This is a genomic window from Tritonibacter aquimaris (assembly GCF_009617595.1).
Taxonomy (GTDB): domain Bacteria; phylum Pseudomonadota; class Alphaproteobacteria; order Rhodobacterales; family Rhodobacteraceae; genus Epibacterium; species Epibacterium aquimaris.
The window spans coordinates 348,371-369,709 of sequence record NZ_WIXK01000002.1; the positions used below are offsets into that span (position 1 = coordinate 348,371).

A 21,339-nucleotide genomic window follows, 5' to 3' on the forward strand; every position below is an offset into this window, starting at 1 on the left:
CTAAAAGGGCGAGAGGGGGTTGCAGAATGTGCTCCAGCTAAAGCTCTAGTTTCAGACCACACCCTGCCAAGCGTTTTATGCCCCTGGATCCCGGAGTGCGGTTACGTCTGTGGAACTGATCGCCGATCCGCCGTTCATGATCAAGATCACTTGATTGCCTTGCAGCTGGGTTTCACGGATGGAACTGTAAATTTCCGCAGTTTCCGAGAGCAACAACTCATCGTCGCGGTAGCTTTCCATGGTGAAGCTGTACGAGCCGGATGGAAGCACATTGCCATCGGCATCGGTGCCGTCCCAATTGTAAGGCTCTGCAGAGACCGGCAACAGGATCCGGTTCACCTCTGTGCCATCTTCGTTTTTCACAATCAGGCGGACATCATCCGCAGTTGCCACTGGATTGGGGGAAACAGCAATTGGTGTGCTGCCGTCAAAATGGCCTGGAACGGCGGCGCGGGCTTCCATTCCAACCCATTGGGTGACGGTCGCCATGGCGGAAAGGCTCAGCTGCGCTTGCATACCGGCAAGCAAATCATTGCCCTGAACCTGTTGCTCGACCATAGAGAACTGCGCCAACTGTGACGCATATTCCTGCGAATCAAGCGGCTCCAGCGGATCTTGGTAGCGCGCTTGTGTTGTAAGCAGGCGCAGGAATGTTTCGAAATCGGTTGAAATCCCTGCGGCGCGGCCGCTGGTGCTTGCTGAAAAAGCCCCACCTGTCGGCAAGGTGGACGAGTTGGTGACGGGGGTTGTCATGGCGTTACACTCTCATATCGAGCCCGGTCTCGCCCAGGCTCAAGGTTTGCATCGGTTGTGTCGAAACAGGGAGTTCATCTCCGCTTTCAACATTGGCGTTGGTGGCGTTTTTCACTGCGGGTTCACTGCTCTGCTGAGACTGGTGTTGGCGATCGCCGCTGGAGAATTCAAATGAGATGGTTTCAAACCCCATGCTTTTGAATTCTTTTTCCAGCTCACCCGCGTGCCGCCGCATGAGATCAATCGTATCACTCCGCTCGGCATTGATTATGACTTTTACCCCAGTGTCGCTGGTGGCGAGCTGCATGTTGACGCGGCCCAACTCCTTTGGATTGAGCATCACATCAACTTTGCGCTCCCCTTTCGAAGCAAAAGCCGCAGTCAGCTGAACTGCGATTCTTTGTGCGGTATCAGGGCTTTGTGTAACATTGGGGCGAAAGACTGCTTCGGTCAGTGCTTGGCTGATGCCAATACTGTTTGCGCCAAATCTCAGGTCACTTACCCTGTCGAATGGAACCGGTTCAAATTGCGCGCTCTGTTGCGCGCCATTTTGTGCCAGAAGCGCTGCAGATGAAACAAAACCATTGCTTGTAATCTTGCGATCGCTGGCGGCCGCGCTGCTTTCGCTGCTTGTAATCCGATTGTGCTGCTCTTGGCCTTCGGCGTTTTGACCCTCTTTGTGATCCTGATTTAGCATTTCACCAGAGGGCGCACCCTCTGACAAAGGCTTGCCTGCCTGCGTTGTCTGTGGCGCGGGCGCAATCGCAGCAGTTTCGGTTTTCTTCTCACGGGGGTCTACATGAGGCGTAGCTGATTGTAGCGCGGCAGTGGGCTGAGATTGGGCAGCGGCCGTGTCGGCCCTCTGAGGGATATTTGCTGTCGCGTCACTGGTTACTGTCTTGGCTTGTACACGATCTTGTACGATTTCAGGCTGTTGCTGCAGAGCCGTATTCAGAGCTGCCGTTTTTGCGCCAGGCCCCTCTTTGGGGGGCGTGATTTGAATGTCGGCGCCCTCTTCTGGGGCCTGTTGCGACGATTCCCAAATGTGTGATGAAAATTCGACAGGTGCCGCCGCCCGTTCACTGCTGGGCGCGGCCTGAGCAGCTGCTGTGGTGGCTACCAATGGTTTTGTTGTCGCATTTTGCTCAGGTGGCACCGTCTGATGTTGCGTTGGCACTTGAAGCAAGGCAGCGGCTTCAGCTGCTACCCGGGCACTATCAGAATCGGTCGCGTCTGACGCTTGATCTGAAGGATCACTTTCGGTCTTTGTTGCGCCAGTGTCAGTGTCTACATCTTCAGAAGGGGCGGCAGTGAGCTCTCCCTCCGAAATAGCGAGCTGTTGTTCGGGCTCCGCTTCCGGCTGTGTTGACGGACTATTTGTATCAGGTGCCCCATCAACGATTGCATCCAGTGACGTCGCGGTATCGCTGTTTTTCGGTTTCTCATCGCTGGGGTCTGGAACGGATGTTGGTGATCCTGCCTCGTTTTTCCCATTGGAATGACCTTGATTCGAAGCGTCCAGAGTTGCCTCTGCAGTGTCCAGTTCCGAATAAATTTGCGCAAACGAATCTGTTTCCGCGGATGCTTGGGGCACGCTGTCGGAGCGACTCGAGGAGATTTTCTGATTGTTTTCAGATACCTGAAGTATTCCAGCAAGGTTCATCTTGGTTCCAGACATTCTATCTTGACAGAAGGACAATACAAAAAACCGGTTACCGCATTTTTAACCGCTTTCTGCGCATTCTGGGAAAAATCGAAACATTTCCCTATTTCGAACTGCGAGATCCAGAATGGAAAGCCCAACCACTATTAATACACTTACCGCCAATCCTATTCAGGCAAAGATAACGCCGAAGGTCGATCCAATGCGACAGGCCGCGATGGATCTCGAAAGCGCGTTTTTATCAGAGATGTTGAAAGCGGCCGGGCTAGGCAAAACCAGCGAATCTTTTGGCGGTGGCGCGGGCGAAGACCAGTTTTCGAGTTTTCTGGTGGAAGCACAGGCCAAACAAATGACCAAAGCCGGCGGAATTGGACTGGCTGAATCGCTTTATAATGCCCTCAAGGAGTCGCAGTCATGATTGACAGTAAATCGCAGGAATTGATCGACGAGTTGGACAGCATCCTGGAAGAAGAGCGCGATGCTCTGATTCAGGGCCAACTGGAAAAATTGGAATCTTTGCTCGCGCGCAAAGATGTTCTGATCTCTGAATTGAATGCACATGATGCGTTGGATCGTGAAAGCCTGATTGGTGTGCATGAAAAAGTGTCGCGAAACCAGGTTTTGCTCGACAGTGCGATGCAAGGCATCCGAACCGTTGCCGCGCGCATGCAGGAATTGCGTAAAGTACGTAAAGGCCTGGATGTCTATGATAAGGCTGGCCGTAAAAGCAGCTATTCAACTCGTGCCAGCCTGAAACTGGAAAAGCGCGCCTAATCAATCGCAATTTAGAGAAAATTCTAGAAATGCAAATTTGGACTTTAGCACTCCGTTAGTACCTAAAGGTGCAAAGTCACATTGCACCTCATGATGGGGTGGCGCGAAAGCCGATCGGCACTTCGCACTGTCAGAAAGACGTCAGAGAATGCTCCATTTGGGGCTGGGAAAAATCAGGGGAAAAATACCCCCTGCACACAAGGATTAAATGCTATGACCAGCATTCTGACCAACAACGGCGCAATGGTTGCGCTGCAGACCCTGAAGTCGATCAACAACAACCTGACCGACACTCAGAACGCGATTTCCACCGGTAAGGAAATCAACACTGCGAAAGACAACTCTGCGATCTGGTCCATCTCCAAGGTTATGGAAGCGGATGCGAAGAGCTTTGAAGCTGTTGAAGATTCCCTGGCTCTGGGCCAAGCGACCGTGGGTGTGGCTGTTTCTGCGGTTGAACAGATCACCGATATCCTGAATGACATTCGTGAAAAGGTCGTACAGGCAACCGGTGAAAACGTGAACCACACCGCAATTGGTGCAGAAATCACTCAGCTGAGCGACCAGGTTGAGCAGATTATTGACGCGGCCCAGTTCAACGGTGCAAACCTTCTGGACGGTACAAGCGTTGATGGCACTAACGCTGATCTCACTGTTCTGTCTTCAGTAAACCGCAACGCGGGCGGTTCTGGTGTTACGGTTTCCAACATCACCGTGAGCGCCCAGAACTTCGCGTCTGACCTTGATCTGTCCAGCATCGACGTAAGCACTGCAAGCAACGCTGAAAGCGCTCTGGATGACGTCGAAACCTTCCTGCAGCAGCTGACAGAGTCTGGTGCGGAAATTGGTGCGGCAGCAAACCGTATCGATCGCCAGCTGGAATTCATCGGCAAGGTGAAGGATGCTACCAAGGAAGGCATTGGTGCCCTGGTTGACACTGATATGGAAGAAGCATCTGCGCGACTGAAAGCACTGCAGACTCAGCAGCAGCTGGGTGTTCAGGCTCTGTCGATTGCGAACTCTTCGCCGTCGACCCTGCAGCAGCTGTTCCGTTAAGTTGAATACCGATCAGGGCGTTTTTAAACGCCCTGATCACCTGACCTCAGAGAATCTGATGTAGTATGTTAGGAAAACACGTGAATGCCCAATTGAAGGCTAGAAATGCCTACTCAGCAGCAAGCGCAACCGTAAGTACGCCTAAAAGTTTCGAATATAAGGTGATTGCTCACGTAACGCAGCAAATCATCGAAGCTGCGAAAAAAGGTTCTAAAGGGTTTCCGGCCTTAGTTGCGGCAGTTGATAAAAATCGAAAACTTTGGCGCATTCTGGAAGCGGATCTACTAAGCCCAGAAAACGAACTGCCCGATAGCGCAAAAGAAAACCTCGTTTATCTTGCTGAGTTCACGCGCCAACACACTACAAAAATCATCCGAAAAGAGGCTGGCGTTCAGCCCATTTTGGAAATCAACACAGCCATTTTGCGTGGCCTTCGCGGAGGAGCGACCTGAATATGAGTGGATTGGTCCTGAAACTGGCGCCAAAAGAGCGCGTCCTTGTGAATGGCGCAGTCATTGAAAATGGGGACCGTCGGAGCCGTCTTTCCATTGTGACGCCGGATGCGAATATCTTGCGTCTGCGTGATGCAATTCATCCCGAGGATGCCAATACGCCGGTACGTCGCGTGTGTTATGCAGCCCAGCTGATACTGACCGGTGATGTAGACCCGGATGAAGATCGCCTCGCTATGTTGCGCCGTATTGAAGAGCTTAGCCAAGTTTTTGTCGATGCGGATAGCCGTAGATCACTGGCGGAAGCAACCGAAGCATTGGTGGGCGACAATCACTACCGCTGCCTGAAAGCTTTGCGTACATTGTTGCCACGCGAAGAGCGTTTGCTGGCAATTCGCCCATCCTAAAGACAGGGGGCTGCCTTTAGGCATCTCCCCGTGTATCAGATGTTGTAATTGGCATCGCTGCGCACCTTTTGCAGCTGCCGATTCAACGTTTGAATGCGCAGACACTGCAGTAATCAATAGGGCGCGCGCCAATAGGTTGCGGCTCATGAGGCGGCTCTTCTGGTCGCCTTTTGCTGGAATGCTACCTGAAACCTTCAATCAACCCTGTATGATAGTGTCTTGCCCCAAGGGCTGTTGCCGCGCCTTTTCTGCGCCTGTGCTATCTCACCCCATTCGATCGCTGCACGAGATTGGTTTTTCACACGAACGGTTGGCGCGGATATGAGGCGGATGCTGTTTGTGCACATGCTCTGATCCAGTTGTTTCAGCATTGGGCAGTGATCCCTTGAAAAACATGCGCGGCGGTTTCTATTGGGCTGATGCGTTAGTTTGCAATCAATACTGAATGATCGCACTCTCCCATTCCTTGATGAAATCGCGGCGTTTCAGCTGGTCCAAGTATATCATCAAGGAGGGCTCTAAGGGTATGAGCGGCCGCGTCTCGGTGTGTTTTGCAGAAAACAGTGGTGGCAGAAGTGATGCAGGCTGGTCTTTGCCCTCTGGTGTGTAGCTCAATGTGAATTCAACAAAAGCGCGTGCGACCTCTTTGCGTTCTGAGGTCTTGGCCAGATAGATTGTGCGCATCATTGTGGTGGAGAAATCTGTTGGCACGATGACGACGATGTTTCTTGCGCTGTGTGCTCGTGTCTCGGCGTAGCTACCAAGCACGTTATAGGCCAAATAGATTTCTCCGGCCTCTACTGCATCAATCATCGCTCCTGAGCAACAGTAGAGCTTGGTACCAAGGCTCCCCATGACTTCTGTGAGCCGCCAATAGGTTTCTGATGTGCGCGCATCTTGCGTAGCAAATAGGTATCCAACCCCTGAATCGCGAATATCGTAGGTGGCAACACGACTGCGAAAAAGATCGCTTTGACTGCGCAGTAAGGCAATTAAATCTTGTCTGGTCTCAGGGATTGGCAGGCCGGTAAATGCCTGTTTGTTAAGAATAATCGAAGCTGGTTCAGCCGTGAAGCCAAACAGGCTTTGGCGCCATTGTGCCCATTCAGGATAGTCCAGATCGTTCAGCCGTTCCGCATGGCCATCGTTGACCAATTTGATCTGCAGATCCATGGCGCTTGAAATCACCACATCAAATCGGTGAGGTTGAGTATTGGCGATATTGTAGATATCCGCAGTGCCTGCAACAAAGTATTCCACCGACCAATCTGGGTGCTGCGCCACAAACGCCGTGATCAGCGGTGCCAGATAAAGTGTATCCGTGCTTGAGAGAACCTGCAGTTTTTGTGGAGCCTGAGGATCGCCAAATAATCTTTGATCTTCCCACACTTGGGCACAAGTGACCTGCGCCCATAAGGCCAAGATCAGAGCGAAAGTACAGCGCATGCGCCACCTCCATCTGCGTTGTAAAGCCTGAGAGAGCCGCGATGCGCCCGTGCAACATCCTGCACGATGGTGAGGCCAAGGCCCGAGCCAATGATACCACCTGCATTCGCCCCCCGCGTGAACCGATCAGGCAGGCGGTCAATTTCATCTTGGGCAAAGCCCGGCCCACGGTCACGAATGCAAAACCGCGGCGGGTCAGCCAGAACTGTGACATCCACGGATGTTTCTCTTGGAGCGTATTTCAGCGCATTGTCGATCAGATTACGCATAGCGTTTTGCAACTGTATCGCGTCCCCTTCGATCTTTACCTGCTGTTCGGCCTGCAAATGCAGATCAATGTCGCGCATCTCGGCGATGGGGGTCATGGCGGTCACAAGTTCTGAGGCTATCTCGTCGAGCTCCAAAGAAGACGTTTCCAGATGGTCGGCGCGAAATGTGATCATGGCGTGATCGAGCAATTGCCCCGCCGCGCGCGAGCTTTCATCGATGGCCCGCACCATTGACCGAAGCGCGGTGCGGTTTTCAGGCTTTTCAACACGTTGCAAGGTGCTCTCCGCATAAGAACGCACGGTTGCCAGCGGTGTTCGAACCCGATGGGCCGCCTCGGCAATAAAATCCTCTGACTGGTTGAGCGAAACTTCGAGGCGTCGCATCAGGTTGTTGAGGGATTGTACCAGAGGGGCCATTTCATAGGGTACGGGTTTTGCCACCGGGCTAAGATCTTGCGGCCCGCGGCGCTGCACAGATCCAGCAAGCCGGGACAGCGGGCTGATCGTCGCCTGCGTCACCCAAAAAGACAGGATTGCGGCCAGGGTAAAAAAGCCAAATCCAAAGAGGGCGGCGTTGCGGGAGATACGTTGCAACACACCGGAAAGGCTGCCTTGGGTCTGGGCCACCGTGACGCTTAGCTCAATACGCTGATCTGCTCCGACCAACGTGCGGGTCTCTGAGGCAACGCGCAGATCAGCGCCTTTGAACTGGGTTGGATAGAAATGCGTCTCTCCAAGGTGTGTGTGGTTTTGCTCCAACCCTTCATAGCCAGAGATCAGCTGATTATCCTGATAGATCGCATAAAAAATCCGATCATCAGCAGTGGTGTTTAAAATGGAGAAAGCGGCATAGGGAAGCTCGATATCCAGCGCGCCATTTCGAATGGCAGCAGCGTCCAGGATTGATGTGATCGAAGCGCCTAAAATACGGTCCTGGGTGTCCTGGGCGATCTGCACTGCATAGCTGCGCACCGCAAAAAACAACAAGAGTGCCAATACCGCAGCGCCACCGATCAACCAGACCATCAGCGTTTTGCGCAATGACCCGGCAACATTAGTCATGTTCAAGCCTGTAGCCTAGCCCGCGGTGCGTCGAGATGGTCACATCCGAGCCGTCCAGATGTTTGCGCAGGCGCCCGATGTAGACCTCAATTGCATTCTCGGATGCGTCTTCGTCATAGGAAAACAGCCGATCAAACAGTTTCTGTTTGGAAAAAATTTGATTGGGCGCGTTTATGAAAATCTCTAGAAGGCGTAATTCACGGTTTCGCATTTTAATGGCGTTGCCTTTGATCATGACCTGCCCGGCCACCGGATCATAAGACAAATCCCCCATTGTAATTACTGGTTGTGAACTGCCTTGCTTGCGCCGCAAAACCGCACGACACCGTGCATCCAATTCCGCGTGATCAAAAGGCTTGGTCACATAATCATCTGCACCAAGGTCCAGCAGGCTGATTCTGTCCGACACCTGCGATCGGGCGGTCAGAACAATTACAGGCGTGTCTTTTTTTGTGGCGCGATGATGCTCTAGGAAACGGCGGCCGTCTCCATCCGGCAGCATAATATCCAATAGAATAAGATCATATTCGGAGGTTTCGGAAAATGCGATGGCCTCAGATATTAATTCCGCATTATCAACGACATGACCATCCATTTGCATGCGTGATGCAACTGCATGCGCCAGCTCATTGTTGTCTTCGACCAATAAAAACTTCATGGATAAAATAGCTCTTTTGTTGGCGTGACAGGTTTGTGTCAGGTTCGTTTGGTTAAGTTTTGCCAATTGTGCCGCACTGCGGCCGGTTGTCAAACTGGGAGGAAATCATGACAACTTTTAAACTGGGCCGTCGCGCCCTGTTGGCGACTGCTGTTGCAACGCTGAGCTTGGGCGCGCCAGCCTTTGCTGAGGGCGACAAAGCTCTTGATAGTATCCACTTTCTGATCCCTGGTGGTGCAGGCGGCGGCTGGGATGGCACCGCACGGGGCACCGGCGAAGCGCTGACAGGTGCTGGCATCGTTGGCAACGTATCGTACGAGAATATGTCAGGTGGTGGCGGCGGCAAGGCGATCGGTTATCTGATCGAAAACGCCGACAGCAACCACGGCACGTTGATGGTGAACTCCACTCCAATTGTGATCCGCTCGCTAACAGGCGTATTTCCACATAATTTCCGCGACTTGACCTTGGTTGCAGGCACCATTGGTGACTATGCTGCGATTGTGGTTGGCAAGGACAGCCCCATCAATTCAATGGAAGATCTGCTGGCGGCCTATGATGCAAACCCGTCCAAAACCGCAATTGGTGGTGGATCTGTTCCCGGCGGCATGGATCATCTTGTTGCCGCGATGGTGATGGAAGCGGCAGGAAAAGATGCGCTGGGGGTGAAATACATCCCCTATGATGCGGGTGGCAAAGCGATGGCCGCGCTGCTCTCTGGTGAAATCGCGGCGCTTTCCACCGGCTTTTCCGAAGCTGTTGATCTGGCCGCAGCAGGTGAGGTTAAAATCATTGGTGTAACCTCTGATGATCGGATCGATACAGCACCTGACGCGAAAACCATGAAAGAGCAGGGGATCGATACCAGCTTTGTAAACTGGCGTGGTTTCTTTGCGGCTCCGGGCCTGCCCGAAGAGAAATTGTCGGCCTATCAGGACGCTCTGGCAAAAATGTATGACACACCCGAATGGGAGGCCGTGCGGTCTCGTAATGGTTGGGTCAATATCCATAATTCCGGCGCTGATTTCCAAACCTTCCTTGAAGGCCAGGAACAGACAATCGGCGATCTGATGAAGAAACTCGGCTTTCTCTAATTCAACAATTCACACGTGCTGAAAAACGGCAGAGCGAAATGCCGCTCTGCCACTTGAGGTTTGGGGATAGAATATGGAACTTGATCGCTGGATCGCGCTGATCCTCGTTTGTATTTGCGTTGCTTATGGGTATGCGGCGTTTTTTGTAATGGATGGTAACCTTGCGCCGTTTATGCGTCGTAATCCAATTTGGCCAAGCACGTTCCCAAAAGTTTTATCCACTTTGGGAGTATTGGCCGCATTGGGAATTCTGTTTGCCCCCAAAAAAGCCACCACAAAAGAAATGGAAATCGATTATCGCCGCCTTGGGCAATATCATCTTGGACAGGCCGTCATGTTGCTCGCATTGATGGTGGTTTACGCGTTGTGTTTGCGCCCGGTTGGCTTTTTGATTTCAACCTCGCTGTTCTTGTTCCTGGGGACGTTTGTTCTGGGAGAGCGGCGGTATCTGATCATGGTGCCTGTCAGCGTGTCCGCCGCCTTGGTTGTGTGGTTCCTGGTGCAGCAGGTGCTCGGCATCTACATGCGTCCCTTCCCTGGAATTTTTGGAGGCTGATATGCTTGAAGGACTGTTGATTGGCCTGCAGACGGCCTTTTCATTGCAAAACCTGCTGATGGTTATCGGTGGCTGCCTCATCGGGACATTCATCGGCATGTTGCCGGGGCTTGGCCCAATGTCGATTATCGCGATCATGATCCCGGTTGCGATCTCGCTTGGGGATCCCTCTGCCGCGCTGATCCTGCTGGCGGGGGTTTATTATGGCGCGATTTTTGGGGGATCGACCTCTTCCATTTTGCTCAATGCGCCTGGGGTGGCGGGTACCGTGGCCTCCAGTTTCGATGGATATCCCATGGCGCGTCAGGGCAAGGCGGGTAAGGCCCTGACTGTTGCCGCGATTGCCAGCTTTGCTGGTGGTACCATTGGTGCAATCTTGCTGATGATCTTTGCGCCGGCCCTTTCGTCTGTGGCCTTGCTGTTTCACTCGGCTGAGTATTTCGCACTGATGGTTGTGGGCTTGTCTGCTATTGCCGCTTTTGCTGGCACCGGACAGGTGGCAAAGGCCATGATGATGACATTGCTTGGCCTGATCATGGCCACTGTGGGTGAGGGCGCGCTGTTTAACATGCCTCGCTTCACCATGGGGATTATGGACCTGCAGTCTGGATTTGGATTTGTGACCCTGGCGATGGCGATGTTTGCTCTGCCAGAAGCCCTGTTCCTTGTGCTGAAGCCCAAGAAGATGGACGGTGATAGCGACGGTGAAATCAAAGATCTGCGGATCAGCAGGACGGAGGCAAAATCGATCGCTCCCGTCATTGGCCGACAGTCGCTGCAGGGCTTTTTCATTGGTGTTTTGCCTGGTGCCGGGGCAACCATCGCTAGCTTTTTGGGCTATGCGGTTGAACGCAACATTGCCAGTAAGGAAGAACAGGACCAGTTTGGCAAAGGCTCCATCAAGGGGCTGTCTGCGCCTGAATCCGCAAACAATGCGGCCTGCACCGGATCCTTTGTGCCGCTGCTGACGCTGGGCATTCCGGGATCAGGCACCACTGCGATCCTTCTGGGTGCGCTGATTGCTCTCAACGTGAGCCCGGGGCCGCGTCTCATGGTTGATAATCCGCAGATCTTCTGGTCGGTGATCATGTCCATGTTTATTGGCAATCTGGTGCTGCTGATCCTGAACCTGCCGCTTATCCCCTATATCGCAAAGGTTCTGACCATTCCGCGCAACTATCTGATTCCGTTCATTTTGTTTTTCACCCTGATGGGGGCCTATATCGGCCAGAACAATGCAACCGAGCTGTTGTTGCTGGTTGGGTTCGGGATCTTTGCGACCGCGCTTAAGTTTGCGGATTATCCGCTGGCGCCGCTGCTGATTGGCTTCATCTTAGGTGGAATGATGGAGGATAATTTTGCCCGCTCCATGCAGCTTTATGATGGTATTGCCTTCATTTGGGAGCGCCCAATGACCCTTGGTCTGTTGGTGATTGCCGCTTTGCTGGTGGTTTTGCCAAGCTTCCGTGCCCGCCGCGCTCGCGCCCGTGCACAAGGGGTGGCCGAAGGGGATTAATAGCTGCGCCCTCAAAAAAAGATGAGCCCCGCTGATCGATGATCGCGGGGCTCATGTATTTTTAGTCTGATGTGCGCGCTTAAAGTGGGTTGCCCGCATAGGTCGTTTCACCACGTTCACGGGCCAGACGGATCTGTTTCTGGCGCTCGCGGAACCGGGCTTTGTCGGCCTCGGTAGTGTCAGCTGCGCAGAGGTGGCAGGAGACGCCCGCCTCATATTCTGGGCGTTTCATGTCTTCCGGCAGGATCGGTCTGCGGCAGCCATGGCAAAGCGAATGCGGCCCTTCTTTCAGCCCGTGGCCAACAGAAACCCGATTGTCAAAGACGAAACATTCGCCTTCCCAGGTGCTATTCTCTGCAGGCATTTCTTCGAGATAGCGCAGGATGCCACCTTTCAGGTGGTACACATCATCAACGCCCTGACCGAGCAGGTAGTTGGTGGATTTCTCACAGCGAATGCCACCGGTGCAAAACATCGCAACCCGTTTGTTGTGGAAACGGTCTTTGTTTTCTTCCCACCAGGCAGGAAATTCACCAAAGCTGTCGGTCTTGGGATCAACCGCGCCTTCAAAGGTGCCAATTGCCACCTCATAGTCATTGCGGGTGTCGATCACCACAACATCTTCTGAACGGATCAGCTCGTTCCATTCTTCAGGCTCAACATAATGGCCCACGCGCGCCTTGGGATCCACGTCAGGCTGGCCCATGGTCACGATCTCTTTTTTCAGACGGACCTTCATTTTGCCAAACGGAGGATGATCACTGGTGGCTTCTTTCCACTCAAGATCGCTACAGCCCGGCAGCGCCTTGATATGCGCAAGCACCGCGTCGATGCCTGCACGGGGCCCGGCGATGGTGCCGTTGATGCCTTCTTTGGCCAGCAGCAGCGAACCTGTGACATCCTGTGTCTGACAGAGTTCCAGCAGCGCAGGTTTGATCCCGGCGGGATCTTCAAAGCGGGTGAAGTGATAGAGAGCAGCGATTGTGTACATGAAACCGCCCTTAAAACGCTGGACCGCGCATTTCAAGCATTTCCAGTGCCAAAAACCCCCTATGCAATGGGGATATGTGGCGCAGGAATAACATGCGAAAAATATATCATTTACGGTTGCGTGATGGAGCGAGACCTAGGAAGCTGTTGTTGGGGAGAGCTTTTCCAGAACACCAATTGAAAGGGTGGCCTCATATGGGCTCAGCACTGATTGTAATCGATGTGCAAAATGATTTTTGTCCCGGTGGTGCATTGGCCGTGCCCGAAGGGGATGCAGTGGTCGCACCGATCAACGCCATGATGGCGCGTTTCGATACAGTGATTCTGACCCAGGACTGGCACCCAGTAGGCCATCAGTCTTTTGCCAGCGAACACCCCGGCAAAGCGCCTTATGACACAGTTGAACTGCCCTATGGCACGCAGGTTCTTTGGCCGGATCATTGTATCCAGCAAACGCAGGGGGCCGCGTTTCACCAGGAGCTGCGCACGGATGCGGATCTGATCATCCGCAAAGGGTTTCGCACTGAAATCGACAGCTATTCTGCCTTCTTTGAAAACGATCAGAAAACAGTAACCGGTCTTGCAGGCTATCTGCGCGAGCGCGGCATTTCTGAGCTGACGATGGTTGGCCTCGCAACCGATTTTTGCGTTGCCTATTCGGCACTGGATGCCCGCAAACTGGATTTTGAGGTGACGGTGGCCTTATCCGCTTGTCGCGGGATTGATCTGAACGGCTCTCTCGACGCGGCACTCAGCGATATGACAGCTGCCGGAGTGAATTTGGAAGGTTAAGACAGATTGGGAACGCATCTTGCGTAGGACTGGGGGTTTATGAGTGCGTGAAACAGGGGTGAGTTCTGACATGTCAGAAACCTGTCCGGTGAATGAACATGAGCGGCGCTACAGCAAAGAAGGTCTGCTGAAGCGCTATGCGCAGCATAAAACCGACCATTTTCGCGGGCGATTGCTTTTTTCTGCAGGTTGGTGCGCCATCGTCGCTTTGCTGTTGTCACCTGAGGTCGCGGCGGTTTGTTTTGTCTTGGTGGCGCTGGGGGATTGGGTCGATAGCTGGTATCTGCGCGGGCTGGCCAGGGCGCAACCCGAAGAGATCGATTTGCGCAAAGCAACCCGCTGGAGCGTGCTCACCGGTGTTTTCGATATCGCGCTCTTTGCTACCGCTGCGGGATTGCCGACCTATTTGTGTGAGTTGGAACTCAACTGGCATACCCTGCATTGGGAACCGATATTTTCGATCTATGTGCTGATCAGCTTTGCCATGGTTCAGATTATGTTTTTGCCATTGCATCCGATCGCGGTGATTTCCCGGGTGGTTATCCTTTTCGCGGTGCCGACGGTTATTCTCGCGATCGGCAGTTCCAACGCGCATCTTGCCTCAGATCCGCATTTTCTCAATGTTGGTGGTATTTTGGTGGTTATCACCACGGCAATTTGGACGGGAAGATTGGTGAATGCGCGCCATAGTCGCCGCCGCAGAACAGAGCTCAAACAGGCGAAACAGCAGCGCGAATTGCAAAGCGCCTATGCCCAGATGTTTGCACAGCAAGTAGAGGCGCGTCGGCTGGCGCTGGTGGCCGAAAGCGCCAATGACAGTGTTATGATCATGGATCGTGCGCGCCGCATCAGTTGGGTCAACGAAAGTTTTACCCGTATGACGGGCTATAGAGCCTCGGAAGCGATTGGCCGTCGCCCGCGTGACCTACTGGCGAGCGACAATACGGATAGCGCGGTGCTTGCACAGCTGAATAGAAAGGCGGCTCGCGGTGAATCTGCGCGTGTGGTGCTTCACAATCGGCGCAAGGATGGCTCTCCCATTTGGATTGAGACCAGTCAGGTGCCAATGATGAATTCACGCGGTGAGCTGGAAACACTGATCGCGATTGAACGCGACATCACCGCTGCAAAAGAACACGAAAAAGAACTCGAAGCGGCCCGCGTTGCAGCAGAAGAGGGCGCGCGCTCCAAAGCGGAGTTTCTGGCCACGATGAGCCACGAAATACGCACACCTTTGAACGGTGTGATTGGTATGGCGCAGCTGCTGGAGCAAACGGCGCTTGATGAAGAACAACAGAAATTCACCGATACGATTCACAGCTCTGCACGATCTTTGCTTGCGCTGATCAACGATGTTTTGGACATGTCCAAGATGGAGGCGAAGGAAATAACCCTGTCGCCGGTGAGTTTCTCGGTCAGGCAGTGTTTTGAAGAAACCTTGCGACTGCTGGAACCACTTGCCCGTGAAAAAGGTATCGATCTGGAATTGCATATCGCGCCAGATACACCCGAGCATCTGTTTGGCGATGATCGGCGCATCACCCAGATCTTGATGAACATTCTGGGCAATGCAGTAAAGTTCACCGATCAGGGTAAGGTCACGGTGCAGGTTTCCTGCCCCACACAAACGACAGAGCCACGTCTGCAATTTTCTGTGCAAGACACGGGGATCGGTATTGCCCCTGAAATGCTCGACCGGGTTTTTGAACGGTTTTCTCAGGCTGATGCGGCAATCTCGCGACGTTTTGGCGGAACGGGCCTGGGGCTGACGATTTCGCAGAAACTGGCCCATGCGATGCAGGGGGAAATATCCGTATCTTCCACTTTGGGGGAAGGGTCATGTTTCACGGTCCAGCTTCAGGTGCAGGCAGCGCATTCCGCCCCGATTGAGGTGGATCTGGCCAGCGATGATGAGGTCGATCTCACCGGCACCCGCGTGCTTGTGGCCGAAGACAATCAAGTTAACCGCATGCTGGTGCAGAAGTTTCTGAAAAACACCGGAGCTGAGATCGAATTTGCGTTCGATGGGCGTGAGGCCATTGAAAAGGCCAAAAGCATCTCACCCCATATTATCGTCATGGATCTCTCGATGCCGCATGTGAACGGGCTGGATGCCACGCGCGCTATTCGCCAGCTCCCGATTGAGCAGCCCTATATTGTTGCGCTTACGGCAAATGCCTTTGATGAAGACAAAAAAGCCTGTCTGTCGGCCGGCATGGATGATTTCCTGTCAAAACCCGTTAATCGCAAAACCTTGCTCTCACGGCTGCAAAATGTTGTTTCTGAAATAAATGGCAGGCGCAATCTGCTTTACGATGGCACTGCGCCTCGCCTAGATAGTGGCAAAACCACCGGGTGAACTGGCATGTTGGATATCGCAACGCGCGTCTATAATCACAAATGGAAAATCGATCCGATCGTGCGATCGTTGATTGATACGGATTTCTATAAGCTGCTGATGTGCCAGTCGGTGTTTCGCAACCGCCCGGATGCAGAGGTTCGGTTTTCACTGATCAATCGCTCGACCCATATCCCGCTGGCCAATCTGATCGACGAAGGTGAATTGCGTGAGCAATTGGACCACATTCGCACCCTGTCGCTCTCTCGGGGCGAAAGCACCTGGCTACGCGGCAATATGTTTTACGGCAAACGGCAGATGTTCCGCTCTGATTTTATGGAGTGGTTTGAAAACCTGCGCCTGCCGCCCTACCAGCTTGAGCGCAAAGGCGATCAGTATGAGCTCACCTTTGAGGGCAAATGGCCTGAGGTGATGCTGTGGGAAATCTCTGCACTGGCGGTGTTGATGGAGCTGCGCTCGCGTGCGGTTTTAAACGATATGGGGCGGTTCGAACTGCAGGTGCTTTATGCGCGCGCGATGACCCGTGTCTGGGAAAAGATCGAGCGCTTGCGTCAAATCCCTGATCTGTCGATTGCTGATTTCGGCACCCGCCGCCGCCACGGTTTTTTGTGGCAGGACTGGTGCGTGCAGGCGATGATCGAGGGGCTGGGCTCACGTTTTTCCGGCACCTCAAACTGCCTGATCGCCATGCGCCGCGAGGTTGAGGCAATCGGGACCAACGCGCATGAATTGCCGATGGTCTATTCCGCTTTGGCCAAAGATGATGCGGCGTTGCGTCAGGCCCCTTATGATGTGTTGTCGGATTGGCATGATGAACATGATGGCAATCTGCGCATCATTTTGCCGGATACCTATGGCACCTCGGGGTTCTTGCAAGACGCGCCTGATTGGCTGGCGGGCTGGACCGGCATTCGCATCGACAGCGGTGATCCCGCAACTGGCGCAGAGACTGCGATCCGCTGGTGGAAAGAACGCGGTGAGGACCCAACCCAGAAACGCATCATCTTCTCGGATGGTCTGGACGTGGATAAAGTTGAAGAGCTGCATGCGAAATTTGCAGATAGGGCGCAGGTGTCCTTTGGCTGGGGCACCCTGCTGACCAATGATTTCCGTGGGCTGGTTCCAAATGATTTGCTGTCACCGTTTTCATTGGTGTGCAAAGCAGTGTCCGCCAATGGCAGACCAACCGTGAAACTTTCGGATAATCCCGAAAAGGCCATGGGCCCAGCAGATGAGATCGCGCGCTACAAGCGGGTGTTTAATGTGGGCGATCAGGATCGGTTTGACGTGGTGGTCTAAGCATCAAAGCCAAAGTTGTAGCTTTTGATTTGGCGGCTGGAAAACGGCGCCCCTTCTTTCAGGTCGTGCACACCAGCCATCGCGCTAAGGCAGGTGCCCCAAAAACCAGCAGCCTGTGGTGAGGTTTTTGACAACCCCATGCGCCAGCGTCCGGGGTATTTGCTAAACAGTGCCTTTGCCGCTGCTGTGCCGCAGCCCAATCGGCGGTGTTCGGGGAAAATCGTGAACTCTGACAGCTCATGCTGCCCTTCGGGAAGCGAAAGCACAAAGGCAAAGCCAATCGGCCCAGAGGCCAGCTCAATCCAATAGGCGTCTAGGTCGCAGCGTTTTAATACCCGTGTTGCCACCTGCGCCGGATCGACGTTTTGATCATCCACGATCTCCGCAAGATACCGCGCAAGGACGGGCAACAATCTTGGGAAATGCTCCGGTTCAATGCGACTGAGCAAAACCATATTTGTGTCAATCTGTGAATTTGCGGTCATTGTGCCCACCTTGCGCCTTTCGCCCCTCAGCAACGGTAGGAAAGCGGGCCTCAGACGTCTAGAAATTTTCAACGTTTCTGCGCATCGCTCACAATTGTCGTTTTGATTTCGCGCGTTGCGCACTACACCGATCTCATGTTGCGGCACCCTCTTTTTATCGGGCATGAAATTTACCGACGTTCCAGCTACGGCGGGGCCCACCCTTTACGGGTGCCGCGCGTCTCGACTGTGATGGATCTGTGCCGCGCGCTGGGCTGGTTGCCAGATCAGCACTATCGGCTGTCACCGCGCGCAAAACCTGCGGCGCTGACCCAATGGCACAGCCCTGAATATATTGATGCGCTTATACGGGCAGAAACCCTGCAAGATGTGTCGGTGCAGGAGCGCGCGCAATTTCAGCTCGGCACCCATTCCAATCCGATCTTTGCAGAGATGTTTCGCCGCCCTGCAACATCTGCCGGAGGGTCTATCCTTGCGGGGGAATTGCTGGCCAAACCCGGGCGCGTCTATGTTCCCGGTGGCGGCACCCATCACGGCATGCCTGAACGCGCCAATGGGTTTTGCTACCTCAACGATGTGGTGCTGGCGATCTTATCGCTGCGCCACAACGGCATCCGCCGGATCGCATATGTTGATATCGACGCCCATCATCCCGATGGGGTGGCCGTTGGGTTTCACGGTGATCCGGACATTCTGATGATTTCCATTCATGAGGAAAACCTCTGGCCGCGCACCGGTGACATAGAAGACGACGCAGGTGGATCGGCCATCAACCTGCCCGTACCCCGTGGCTTTAACGACAGCGAAATGGAGCTTGTTCGCGAACGGCTGATCCTGCCCGCGCTGATCCAGTTTGAACCCGAGGCGATCGTGTTTCAATGTGGTGCAGATGCCGTTGTCGAAGACCCGCTGGCGCATCTGGCGCTGTCCAACAATGCCCATTGGTCTGTTCTGGCGGCGCTGATGCCGCTTGCGCCGCGCATTCTTGCATTGGGCGGTGGTGGCTATAACCCCTGGTCGGTGGCCCGCCTGTGGAGCGGCGTTTGGGCCACCTTGAATGGGTTTGATATTCCGACATACCTGCCAAACCCGGCGCAGGCGGTGTTGGCGGGGCTCGAATTCAAGGGACACAGCCTTGGACGCAACCCTCCGGCGCATTGGTTTACCACGCTGCGCGATCAGCCTCGGATTGGCCCTATCCGAGACGAGATTGATGCAAGAATTATGTATTTGCGGCAGCGATCCGGGCTTTAGGGGCGATGGGTATTTCTACGGAGCGCATTGTCCTAAGCGCAGTAAAGTTGCGTATTGGGTGAATTTAAGATTATGTTATTGTTCACTTTTGAACCTGCTCCCGCTATGAAGCGCGCAAACCGTTGCAGGCCAGACCCGGACATGCTGCGGATGCAAACACTGGCACCATCTGCGAGAACTTGGTAACTCTCGCCAACCGCAGCCAATTGGAAGGACCGACAAATGAGCGCGACGGCCCGTAAGCAAGCTCCGAATGCAGAGGACATCCGTGCCCGCAAAGGTGGCGATCCCTTGGTCAGCCTGACGGCCTACACCACGCCTATGGCGCAGGTGATGGACAGCCATTGTGATATCGTTCTGGTTGGTGACAGCGTTGGCATGGTGCTCCACGGGATGAACTCAACCCTGGGCGTGACCATGGAGATGATGATCATGCACGGCAAAGCGGTGGCGCGCGGCGTGCAAAAAGCGATGCTTGTGATCGACATGCCCTTTGGCTCCTATGAAGAAAGTCCAGAGCAGGCGTTTCGCAACGCATCCCGTATGATGCGCGAAACAGGCACAGCCGCGGTGAAACTGGAAGGTGGCGTGGAAATGGCTGAGACCATCCGCTTTCTGGTCAAACGCGGCATTCCGGTGATGGCCCATATTGGCCTGACGCCACAATCGGTGAACACGCTGGGCGGCTATAAGGTTCAGGGGCGCGATGACGCGGCCGAACAGGTGCTGGCAGATGCGCGTGCCATTGACGAAGCGGGCGCCTTTGCCGTGGTGCTGGAAAAACTGCCCGCGTCGCTAGCCGATGAAATCACCGCAGAAATTTCGATCCCAACCATTGGAATTGGCGCATCCGCAGGCTGCGATGGGCAGATTCTGGTGGTGGATGACATGCTGGGCTTTTTCACAGCCTTTAAGCCTAAATTCGTCAAACGTTATGCGCAGATGGGTGTCGATGCCGAAGCCGCAGTGGCGGAATACGCTGCAGAAGTCCGGGCGCGGACTTTCCCCGCAGCGGAACATGTCTTCAGCGATCAGGCCCCTGCATCCAAAAAGCAGGGCAGCGCAAAATGACCGCGCCCATCATTCGTGCGCTCAGCGATTTGCGCGCATTGCATGCAGGTTGGATCCGCGCGGGCGAGGTGGTTGGTGTTGTGCCCACGATGGGGGCGCTGCATCAAGGTCATCTTGCACTGGTTGAAGCCGCCAAAGCCAGCTGTGATCGGGTGATTGTCACTATTTTTGTGAACCCGAAACAGTTCAACAACGCCGAAGATCTGGCAAAATATCCCCGCACCGAAACCGAAGACGCCGCCAAGCTCGCGCCGTTTGGTGTGGATGCTGTCTTTGTGCCCGAACCGGATGAAATCTACCCCGAAGGCTACGCCACCACGGTTGCTGTCAGCGGTATCAGTGATGAACTTGAAGGCGCGTTCCGCCCAGGCCATTTCGATGGTGTTTCAACTGTTGTTGCCAAGCTGTTCCTGATGACCGGCGCACACAAGGCCTTTTTTGGCGAAAAAGACTACCAGCAGCTGATGCTGGTGCGTCGGATGGTGCGTGATCTGAATATCCCGATTGATGTGATCGGCTGCCCTACGGTGCGCGAGCCTTCTGGCCTGGCGATGTCGTCGCGCAACCTGCGTCTTTCAGATGATGCAAAAGCGCGCGCAGCAAAGCTGTATCAGACCCTGCAGACAGCCGCGGATCAACTGGCGCAGCACACCCCGTGGCAGGCCGTTCAGGCTGAGGCGCTGGCCGCGCTTGAAGCGGCTGAATTTGGTGAGGTCGAATATTTTGATCTGCGCTGCGCCAATACGCTTGCCAAAGTCAGTGATGGCGCACAGCCCGCCCGCCTGTTGGTTGCAGCGTGGCTGGACGGTGTGCGCCTGATCGACAATATCGCTGTTGGATCAGATCTTTAGATCTGGTCCAAAGATCACATTGGCATAGTCCGCCAGATAGATTTTGAGCCAGGGCGTAAACCGCGCAGGGTGGCGCTGAATCTCGGCCTGAAGATCATGATAATCAACCCAGCGGGTGTTCATGACCTCGTCGGGGTTGGCGGTAACTGTGATTGGCCGATGCGCATGGGCCAGGAACACATCCACTTCCTCATGTTCTATCATGCCATTGCCCACATCGGCGCGATATTCCAGACGATGGCGAAATTCAGGATAAAGCCCGGTGATGCCAAGCTCTTCACGCAACCGGCGCACGGCACAGGCAACAGATTCTTCGCGCCAGCGGGGATGGGTGCAGCAGCTGTTCGCCCAAAGCTCCGGGGTGTGGTATTTCTGTGATGCACGTTGTTGCATCAGTATCTTGCCCGATTGCACCACAAAAACAGACACAGCCTTGTGGCGCAGCCCCTGTTCATGGGCTGTGATCTTGTCAACGGGTTTAAGTTTTCCGTCGACCCAGGCAGGGATCTCAATACTCATATCGGTTTTCGGC

General features: G+C 54.1%; 22 protein-coding genes. 14 read left to right on the forward strand and 8 right to left on the reverse strand.

Annotated features, from left to right (window positions below):
* Positions 1 to 75: 75 nt before the first annotated feature.
* On the reverse strand, positions 76 to 753 hold the full coding sequence (locus tag GG681_RS05250; RefSeq protein ID WP_153545817.1) for a flagellar hook capping FlgD N-terminal domain-containing protein: 678 nt from the start codon (positions 751 to 753) through the stop codon (positions 76 to 78).
* Between the two features lie 4 nt (positions 754 to 757).
* Positions 758 to 2,416: a flagellar hook-length control protein FliK gene (fliK, locus tag GG681_RS05255; protein WP_194287139.1), complete on the reverse strand. Its 1,659-nt coding sequence runs from the start codon at positions 2,414 to 2,416 to the stop codon at positions 758 to 760.
* A 202-nt stretch (positions 2,417 to 2,618) separates the two neighbouring features.
* On the opposite strand from fliK, the gene GG681_RS05260 reads away from it, so the two are divergent.
* From GG681_RS05260 to flbT, 5 genes are all read left to right on the forward strand, one after another.
* The gene (locus tag GG681_RS05260; RefSeq protein WP_235899755.1) at positions 2,619 to 2,834 is read left to right on the forward strand and encodes a rod-binding protein; all 216 of its coding nucleotides are present in this window, start codon (positions 2,619 to 2,621) and stop codon (positions 2,832 to 2,834) included.
* Positions 2,831 to 3,190, forward strand: a complete 360-nt coding sequence (locus GG681_RS05265) for a flagellar export chaperone FlgN (protein ID WP_153545823.1) — start codon at positions 2,831 to 2,833, stop codon at positions 3,188 to 3,190. The genes GG681_RS05260 and GG681_RS05265 overlap by 4 nt, the downstream gene beginning before the upstream one ends.
* 213 nt (positions 3,191 to 3,403) lie before the next feature.
* Complete coding sequence (locus GG681_RS05270) at positions 3,404 to 4,246, forward strand: flagellin N-terminal helical domain-containing protein (protein WP_153545825.1); 843 nt, start codon at positions 3,404 to 3,406, stop codon at positions 4,244 to 4,246.
* Between the two features lie 80 nt (positions 4,247 to 4,326).
* Complete coding sequence (gene flaF / locus GG681_RS05275) at positions 4,327 to 4,698, forward strand: flagellar biosynthesis regulator FlaF (protein WP_328593272.1); 372 nt, start codon at positions 4,327 to 4,329, stop codon at positions 4,696 to 4,698.
* Between the two features lie 2 nt (positions 4,699 to 4,700).
* Positions 4,701 to 5,105 carry a flagellar biosynthesis repressor FlbT gene (flbT, locus tag GG681_RS05280; RefSeq protein ID WP_153545829.1) on the forward strand — a complete coding sequence of 135 codons (405 nt, stop codon included), beginning with the start codon at positions 4,701 to 4,703 and terminating at the stop codon, positions 5,103 to 5,105.
* Between the two features lie 435 nt (positions 5,106 to 5,540).
* On the opposite strand, the gene GG681_RS05285 is transcribed toward flbT, so the two are convergent.
* Genes GG681_RS05285 through GG681_RS05295 form a run of 3 tightly spaced genes read right to left on the reverse strand, consistent with a single transcriptional unit; the run spans position 5,541 to position 8,540 of the window.
* A complete protein-coding gene (locus GG681_RS05285; protein WP_153545831.1) occupies positions 5,541 to 6,551 on the reverse strand; it encodes an ABC transporter substrate-binding protein in 1,011 nt (336 codons plus the stop codon).
* A complete protein-coding gene (locus GG681_RS05290; protein WP_153545833.1) occupies positions 6,530 to 7,882 on the reverse strand; it encodes a sensor histidine kinase in 1,353 nt (450 codons plus the stop codon). The genes GG681_RS05285 and GG681_RS05290 overlap by 22 nt, the downstream gene beginning before the upstream one ends.
* A complete protein-coding gene (locus GG681_RS05295; RefSeq protein ID WP_153546145.1) occupies positions 7,875 to 8,540 on the reverse strand; it encodes a response regulator transcription factor in 666 nt (221 codons plus the stop codon). Before GG681_RS05295 ends, GG681_RS05290 begins: the two co-directional genes overlap by 8 nt.
* 107 nt (positions 8,541 to 8,647) lie before the next feature.
* On the opposite strand from GG681_RS05295, the gene GG681_RS05300 reads away from it, so the two are divergent.
* The 3 genes from GG681_RS05300 to GG681_RS05310 all read left to right on the forward strand — a co-directional run bounded on the left by GG681_RS05300 (position 8,648) and on the right by GG681_RS05310 (position 11,706).
* Positions 8,648 to 9,634 carry a Bug family tripartite tricarboxylate transporter substrate binding protein gene (locus GG681_RS05300; RefSeq protein ID WP_153545835.1) on the forward strand — a complete coding sequence of 329 codons (987 nt, stop codon included), beginning with the start codon at positions 8,648 to 8,650 and terminating at the stop codon, positions 9,632 to 9,634.
* Between the two features lie 73 nt (positions 9,635 to 9,707).
* Positions 9,708 to 10,190 carry a tripartite tricarboxylate transporter TctB family protein gene (locus GG681_RS05305; RefSeq protein ID WP_153545836.1) on the forward strand — a complete coding sequence of 161 codons (483 nt, stop codon included), beginning with the start codon at positions 9,708 to 9,710 and terminating at the stop codon, positions 10,188 to 10,190.
* Between the two features lies 1 nt (position 10,191).
* Positions 10,192 to 11,706 carry a tripartite tricarboxylate transporter permease gene (locus tag GG681_RS05310; protein WP_153545838.1) on the forward strand — a complete coding sequence of 505 codons (1,515 nt, stop codon included), beginning with the start codon at positions 10,192 to 10,194 and terminating at the stop codon, positions 11,704 to 11,706.
* Positions 11,707 to 11,785: 79 nt separating this feature from the next.
* On the opposite strand, the gene trhO is transcribed toward GG681_RS05310, so the two are convergent.
* Positions 11,786 to 12,697, reverse strand: coding sequence for an oxygen-dependent tRNA uridine(34) hydroxylase TrhO (gene trhO, locus GG681_RS05315; RefSeq protein WP_153545840.1), 912 nt, complete (start codon positions 12,695 to 12,697; stop codon positions 11,786 to 11,788).
* A gap of 194 nt (positions 12,698 to 12,891) precedes the next feature.
* Here trhO and pncA point away from each other — a divergent pair, with 194 nt between their 5' ends.
* The 3 genes from pncA (at position 12,892) to pncB (ending at position 17,146) form a co-directional block, all read left to right on the forward strand.
* Positions 12,892 to 13,488 carry a bifunctional nicotinamidase/pyrazinamidase gene (pncA, locus tag GG681_RS05320; protein ID WP_153545842.1) on the forward strand — a complete coding sequence of 199 codons (597 nt, stop codon included), beginning with the start codon at positions 12,892 to 12,894 and terminating at the stop codon, positions 13,486 to 13,488.
* A 70-nt stretch (positions 13,489 to 13,558) separates the two neighbouring features.
* Complete coding sequence (locus GG681_RS05325; RefSeq protein ID WP_153545844.1) at positions 13,559 to 15,847, forward strand: ATP-binding protein; 2,289 nt, start codon at positions 13,559 to 13,561, stop codon at positions 15,845 to 15,847.
* 6 nt (positions 15,848 to 15,853) lie between these two features.
* On the forward strand, positions 15,854 to 17,146 hold the full coding sequence (gene pncB / locus GG681_RS05330; RefSeq protein ID WP_153545845.1) for a nicotinate phosphoribosyltransferase: 1,293 nt from the start codon (positions 15,854 to 15,856) through the stop codon (positions 17,144 to 17,146).
* On the opposite strand, the gene GG681_RS05335 is transcribed toward pncB, so the two are convergent.
* Positions 17,143 to 17,631, reverse strand: coding sequence for a GNAT family N-acetyltransferase (locus GG681_RS05335; RefSeq protein WP_235899732.1), 489 nt, complete (start codon positions 17,629 to 17,631; stop codon positions 17,143 to 17,145). The two genes, pncB and GG681_RS05335, sit on opposite strands and share 4 nt — an antisense overlap.
* 135 nt (positions 17,632 to 17,766) lie before the next feature.
* Between GG681_RS05335 and GG681_RS05340 the strand changes: the two genes are divergently transcribed.
* From GG681_RS05340 to panC, 3 genes are all read left to right on the forward strand, one after another.
* Complete coding sequence (locus tag GG681_RS05340) at positions 17,767 to 18,885, forward strand: acetoin utilization protein AcuC (RefSeq protein ID WP_153545847.1); 1,119 nt, start codon at positions 17,767 to 17,769, stop codon at positions 18,883 to 18,885.
* A gap of 222 nt (positions 18,886 to 19,107) precedes the next feature.
* Positions 19,108 to 19,956 (forward strand): 3-methyl-2-oxobutanoate hydroxymethyltransferase, encoded by an 849-nt coding sequence (panB, locus tag GG681_RS05345; protein ID WP_153545849.1) that lies wholly within the window; start codon positions 19,108 to 19,110, stop codon positions 19,954 to 19,956.
* Positions 19,953 to 20,807 carry a pantoate--beta-alanine ligase gene (gene panC / locus GG681_RS05350; protein WP_153545851.1) on the forward strand — a complete coding sequence of 285 codons (855 nt, stop codon included), beginning with the start codon at positions 19,953 to 19,955 and terminating at the stop codon, positions 20,805 to 20,807. The genes panB and panC overlap by 4 nt, the downstream gene beginning before the upstream one ends.
* Here the strand turns inward: panC and idi are convergent.
* Positions 20,796 to 21,326, reverse strand: a complete 531-nt coding sequence (idi, locus tag GG681_RS05355; protein ID WP_153545853.1) for an isopentenyl-diphosphate delta-isomerase — start codon at positions 21,324 to 21,326, stop codon at positions 20,796 to 20,798. The genes panC and idi overlap by 12 nt on opposite strands.
* Between the last annotated feature and the right edge of the window lie 13 nt (positions 21,327 to 21,339).

Coding starts and splice junctions, on each gene's coding strand:
- GG681_RS05250 (WP_153545817.1), bottom strand. CDS start 753: ATGACAACCCCCGTCACCAACTCGTCCACCTTGCCGACAGGTGGGGCT.
- fliK (WP_194287139.1), bottom strand. CDS start 2,416: ATGAACCTTGCTGGAATACTTCAGGTATCTGAAAACAATCAGAAAATC.
- GG681_RS05260 (WP_235899755.1), top strand. CDS start 2,619: ATGCGACAGGCCGCGATGGATCTCGAAAGCGCGTTTTTATCAGAGATG.
- GG681_RS05265 (WP_153545823.1), top strand. CDS start 2,831: ATGATTGACAGTAAATCGCAGGAATTGATCGACGAGTTGGACAGCATC.
- GG681_RS05270 (WP_153545825.1), top strand. CDS start 3,404: ATGACCAGCATTCTGACCAACAACGGCGCAATGGTTGCGCTGCAGACC.
- flbT (WP_153545829.1), top strand. CDS start 4,701: ATGAGTGGATTGGTCCTGAAACTGGCGCCAAAAGAGCGCGTCCTTGTG.
- GG681_RS05285 (WP_153545831.1), bottom strand. CDS start 6,551: ATGCGCTGTACTTTCGCTCTGATCTTGGCCTTATGGGCGCAGGTCACT.
- GG681_RS05290 (WP_153545833.1), bottom strand. CDS start 7,882: ATGACTAATGTTGCCGGGTCATTGCGCAAAACGCTGATGGTCTGGTTG.
- GG681_RS05295 (WP_153546145.1), bottom strand. CDS start 8,540: ATGAAGTTTTTATTGGTCGAAGACAACAATGAGCTGGCGCATGCAGTT.
- GG681_RS05300 (WP_153545835.1), top strand. CDS start 8,648: ATGACAACTTTTAAACTGGGCCGTCGCGCCCTGTTGGCGACTGCTGTT.
- GG681_RS05305 (WP_153545836.1), top strand. CDS start 9,708: ATGGAACTTGATCGCTGGATCGCGCTGATCCTCGTTTGTATTTGCGTT.
- GG681_RS05310 (WP_153545838.1), top strand. CDS start 10,192: ATGCTTGAAGGACTGTTGATTGGCCTGCAGACGGCCTTTTCATTGCAA.
- trhO (WP_153545840.1), bottom strand. CDS start 12,697: ATGTACACAATCGCTGCTCTCTATCACTTCACCCGCTTTGAAGATCCC.
- pncA (WP_153545842.1), top strand. CDS start 12,892: ATGGGCTCAGCACTGATTGTAATCGATGTGCAAAATGATTTTTGTCCC.
- GG681_RS05325 (WP_153545844.1), top strand. CDS start 13,559: ATGTCAGAAACCTGTCCGGTGAATGAACATGAGCGGCGCTACAGCAAA.
- pncB (WP_153545845.1), top strand. CDS start 15,854: ATGTTGGATATCGCAACGCGCGTCTATAATCACAAATGGAAAATCGAT.
- GG681_RS05335 (WP_235899732.1), bottom strand. CDS start 17,631: ATGACCGCAAATTCACAGATTGACACAAATATGGTTTTGCTCAGTCGC.
- GG681_RS05340 (WP_153545847.1), top strand. CDS start 17,767: ATGTTGCGGCACCCTCTTTTTATCGGGCATGAAATTTACCGACGTTCC.
- panB (WP_153545849.1), top strand. CDS start 19,108: ATGAGCGCGACGGCCCGTAAGCAAGCTCCGAATGCAGAGGACATCCGT.
- panC (WP_153545851.1), top strand. CDS start 19,953: ATGACCGCGCCCATCATTCGTGCGCTCAGCGATTTGCGCGCATTGCAT.
- idi (WP_153545853.1), bottom strand. CDS start 21,326: ATGAGTATTGAGATCCCTGCCTGGGTCGACGGAAAACTTAAACCCGTT.